Source organism: Arthrobacter sp. TB 26 (assembly GCF_000427315.1).
GTDB lineage: Bacteria > Actinomycetota > Actinomycetes > Actinomycetales > Micrococcaceae > Arthrobacter.
In genome coordinates, this window is the sequence record NZ_AUPJ01000012.1 from 1 (window position 1) to 3,966 (window position 3,966).

Consider the following 3,966-nt stretch of genomic DNA (forward strand, 5'->3'; position numbering starts at 1 on the left):
CCCGCCGATGGTCGGCGCGACGTCGGCGGTCCGGGCAGCTTCGGAGGACACCGACCCCTTAACAACCCGCGGGCTGCCGCCGGTCACGAAGAATGGAATCGGCTCCGTGGCGGGGTGGCCGTGGTTTCCCGGAATGGGGTTGGACGCCACGTATGGGTCGGAGAAGCGCCAGCCCGCGCGGCAGTAGACCACGAGGTCTCCGGCCTCACCGCCCAGCCGGAGGTCCGCTGGCCTGTTGACCGACAGCACGCCCTCATGCGCGCTGACCAACTGCTCGACGGCGGCCAGTCCGGCCGAGCGGTCCGGTTCGGGGCCGGTCCAATACAGCAGGTCCGCGCCGCCGTTCTGGGCGATCGTGATGTTGGACTGCAGCTCCGGACGGGGCTGCAGGACGAGGTCGATGGAGATGACGTTGCTGGGGATGGACCAGTCCATCGAGTGGTCGGCCAGCACCATCACCACGCTGGAGTCCCACTTGCCGGTGCTCTTGAGGTGGTCGATAAAACGGCCCACCTGAACGTCGGTGTCCGCGAGGGCAGCTTCCCGTGCTGCCCGCAGCGTGGTTCCGGACAGGTCCGAGTGGCCCACGCGGTCGATGTCGCCCAGGTTGGTGAACACAAAGTCCGGGTCCGGCCCGCTCACCATCGCCAGGAGTGCGTCCATGGTGGCGGCGTCGGGCGCGTGCCCGGTGACCGGCAGCAGCGGCTGGGGTTCCCAGCGGTAGCTGGCGCGGGTGCCGAAGATGCCGTAGAGGTACTTCTTGCTCAGCACCGAGCCGGTGGTGAGGCCGCGCTCCTGCAGCCGCTCCAGGAGGGTCGGAAAGTGCAGGTCGGTGGGCCGGTCGAGGTCGCGGACCACGCCTTCGGCCCGGTCGAAGATGGCGTTGGCCGGCACGCCCGAACGGTCCGGGCGCACCCCCGTCATCATCATGACGTGGTTGGGGATGGTCTCCATCACGGGCAGGGAGCGTGCCGCGGGGAAGTTGGTGCCGGCATCGCGCAGGGCAGCGAGTCGCGGCGTCAGGGCTGGCGTGATCTCATCGGGCCGGCAGCCGTCCACCACCAGCACGTAGCTCCGGGTCCGTCCCGCGGCCGGGGCGGCCCAGGCGGTGCCCTGAGCCGCGGAAAGGACGACGGCGGCACCGCCGGCTGCGGCGATCTGCAGGAACTGCCGGCGTCCCGGCGTCGAGAGTCTGTTGCTGGCGGGCGTGCCCTGCTGCGGTGAACGGCTCACTGGAGTCCTCCCTGCGTCGGCGTGACTTTGCCGGTGTTGGCATGAACGTTGAACGATGTGGACAGGGTGGCTCCTGAGCCGGCGGCGGTGCGCTCGTTGAGGACGTACCAGTCCATCCGGACGCCGGCGGCGGTCACGTCCAGGACGGAGTAGCCGTGCGAGTCGAAGTCGAGGTACTTCACGTGCGGGTTGGCTGCCTTGATGGCGTTCTCCACACCGACGGATCCGGTCCGGGGCGGAACGTTCAGGATGTCGTCGAGGTTGTCGCTTGTGACGGAGGTGCAGACCAGTTCCGCGGCCACGGAATCGCCGGTGGCGGGGTAGCTGGCCGGATCCGCGGGGATGTCGCAGGCCCAGCCGGAGTGGATGTCGCCGGTGAGGAAGACGGTGTCCTTCACGGCATTGTCCCGCAGATGGCGGACCACGCGGTTGCGGTCCGCCTCGTAGCCGTCCCACTGGTCCACGTTGTAGGGGACACCGCTGATGCTGGTCCCGCCCATCAGCTTTTGCACACCGGCCAGCTCGGCGGTGCTCAGCGTCGAGGGGACGCGGACGGGCGCAATCATGACGGGGTTGCCCACGAGCTTCCACTGCGGGCCCGCGGACTTGAGGTTCCCCAGCAGCCAATCCATCTGTGCGGCGCCCGTGATGGTCCGTGCGGGGCTGCCGACGGCGGGATCCGTACCGTTGGCGGCCTGCTGGTCGCGGTAGGAGCGCAGGTCCAGCATGGACAGGCTGGCCAGGGAGCCGAAGTCCAGGCGGCGGTAGATCTGGCCACCCGGCTCGTAGCGGACGGGCATCCACTCGGCATAGGCCTGGTGCGCTGCGGCGAAGCGCTCACTCCAGTCGCCTTCGACGCCCGGAGTGTGGTTTTCGGCCCCGCCCTTCCAGGCGTCGTTGGCCGATTCGTGGTCATCCCAGGTCACGATGAACGGAGCCGCGGCGTGCAGCGACTGGAGGTCGGGGTCGGTCTTGTACTGGGCGTGGCGGCGGCGGTAGTGCGCCAGCTGGGTCATCTCGAAGGCCGGGTCGTGCGGTCGGACCACCACGTCGCGGGCCTGGTAGTCGCCGGGTGCGTATTCGTAGAGGTAGTCACCGAGATGAAGGACGGCGTCGAGATCGCCCCGTGCGGCCAGATGGCGGTAGGAGGAGAAGTAGCCAGCCTGCCAGTTCGCACAGGACACGACCCCGAATTTCAGCCGGTCCACCGCCGCCCCCGCGGCCGGTGCGGTCCGGGTGCGGCCTACGGGTGAGACCTCCTCCCCAAGCGTGAACCGGTACCAGTAGCTCGTGGCGGGCAGCAGCCGGCCGGCAACAACCTTGACGGTGTGGTCGCGGGCCGGGCCGGTGGGCGCAGTACCGCGGGCCACCACTTTCGTAAATCCTGCATCGGAGGATATTTCCCAGCGGACGGAAACGTCCGGGCCGGCACCGCTGCCGGGCAGTGATTCCGGGGTGGGCGTGACGCGGGTCCACAGCAGCACGCTGCCGGGCATGGGATCTCCTGAGGCGATCCCGTGGCCAAAGAGGCCGGTTGGGGAGGCTGAAAACGCGCCCGCGGGAGTACTGGTGGCCATGGCTCCAGCCACGGCAGCGACCCCTGCTGAACGCAGTACTTGACGACGAGTAAAGGTAGTCATGTCTTCCAGTATCCGGATGATTCCGCCACCAACCGGCGGTTTTTCGCCCAGTTAACCTGACGTTCGCCCAGTGTTCCCCGTGGCGCTGTGCCCATTCCCGCCGTCGGAGCGATACGCCCCCTTGCGTTGTTGCGGGCCTCGTTTTATCCTTAAACAACCACACGGTTGATCAACGTATAGATTGATTAGGCGCGGCGAGGAGGTGATGCACGCAGTGGACGAACGCGACGACGGAATGCTCGACTCCGCGTTCCTGGCCCTTGCCGACCCCGTCCGTCGCCGCATCATCTCCCGGCTCAGCCGGGGTCCGGCCACCGTGAATGAATTGGCGGAACCTTTCGCGATCACCAAGCAGGCGGTCTCGAAACACATCCAGGTCCTCGAGCAGGCGCAGCTGGTCACGCGCAGCCGTGACGCCCAGCGCCGGCCCGTCCACCTGAACCCCGCACGGCTGGAGGCGCTCACCGCATGGATCGACCAGTACCGGCTGGTCCGCGAGGGGCAGTTCCGCAGCCTTGACGCCGTGCTCCAAGCAGAAGCCGCGGCACGCGGCACCCAGGCAAAGGACACATCATGACCAACGCCCTGAACGTCACTGTTCCGGAGGGACTGCCCTTCATCGATTTCGAGCGGGAATTCGATTTTCCCGTCGCCGATGTCTTCCGGGCCCACAAGGAGCCCGAACTGGTCGCCCGGTGGCTCGGACCCCGGCGGATGACGATGGACATCGACCACTACGAGTTCCGCACCGGCGGCAGCTACCGCTACACCCACACCGGACCGGACGGCGTCTCCTACGGTTTCAACGGCGTCTTCCACACGGTCCGGGAAAACGAGTTCGCCATCCAGACCTTCGAGTTCGACGGCTACCCGGACGTCGTCAGCATCGAATTCCTGACCTTCGAGGACCTTGGCGGCGGCCGCACCCGGCTGACGGCGCACGCGGTGTACCCCAGCATGGAGGCCCGAGACGGCATGGCCCAGTCCGGCATGGAAGGCGGATTGACCGAAGGCTACGAACGGCTCGAGGAGGTCCTGGCCGGCGCCAAAGTCTGAGGCGCAGCGCCAGCTTGAACGGCAAAGTACGACGGCG

4 protein-coding genes are annotated in these 3,966 nt (G+C 67.8%); 2 read left to right on the forward strand and 2 right to left on the reverse strand.

Features of this window, described 5'->3' with window-relative positions; genetic code table 11:
- Both K789_RS0100215 and K789_RS0100220 read right to left on the reverse strand, forming a co-directional pair.
- Positions 1-1,233, reverse strand: a 1,233-nt coding sequence (locus K789_RS0100215; RefSeq protein WP_024364986.1) for an alkaline phosphatase family protein, incomplete at its 3' end; no start/stop codon positions are given.
- The gene (locus K789_RS0100220) at positions 1,230-2,873 is read right to left on the reverse strand and encodes an alkaline phosphatase D family protein (protein ID WP_024364987.1); all 1,644 of its coding nucleotides are present in this window, start codon (positions 2,871-2,873) and stop codon (positions 1,230-1,232) included. The genes K789_RS0100220 and K789_RS0100215, both read right to left, overlap by 4 nt.
- A gap of 205 nt (positions 2,874-3,078) precedes the next feature.
- On the opposite strand from K789_RS0100220, the gene K789_RS0100225 reads away from it, so the two are divergent.
- Both K789_RS0100225 and K789_RS0100230 read left to right on the forward strand, forming a co-directional pair.
- Positions 3,079-3,450, forward strand: a complete 372-nt coding sequence (locus tag K789_RS0100225; protein WP_035738591.1) for an ArsR/SmtB family transcription factor — start codon at positions 3,079-3,081, stop codon at positions 3,448-3,450.
- The gene (locus K789_RS0100230) at positions 3,447-3,929 is read left to right on the forward strand and encodes an SRPBCC family protein (protein WP_024364989.1); all 483 of its coding nucleotides are present in this window, start codon (positions 3,447-3,449) and stop codon (positions 3,927-3,929) included. The genes K789_RS0100225 and K789_RS0100230 overlap by 4 nt, the downstream gene beginning before the upstream one ends.
- Positions 3,930-3,966: the final 37 nt, after the last annotated feature.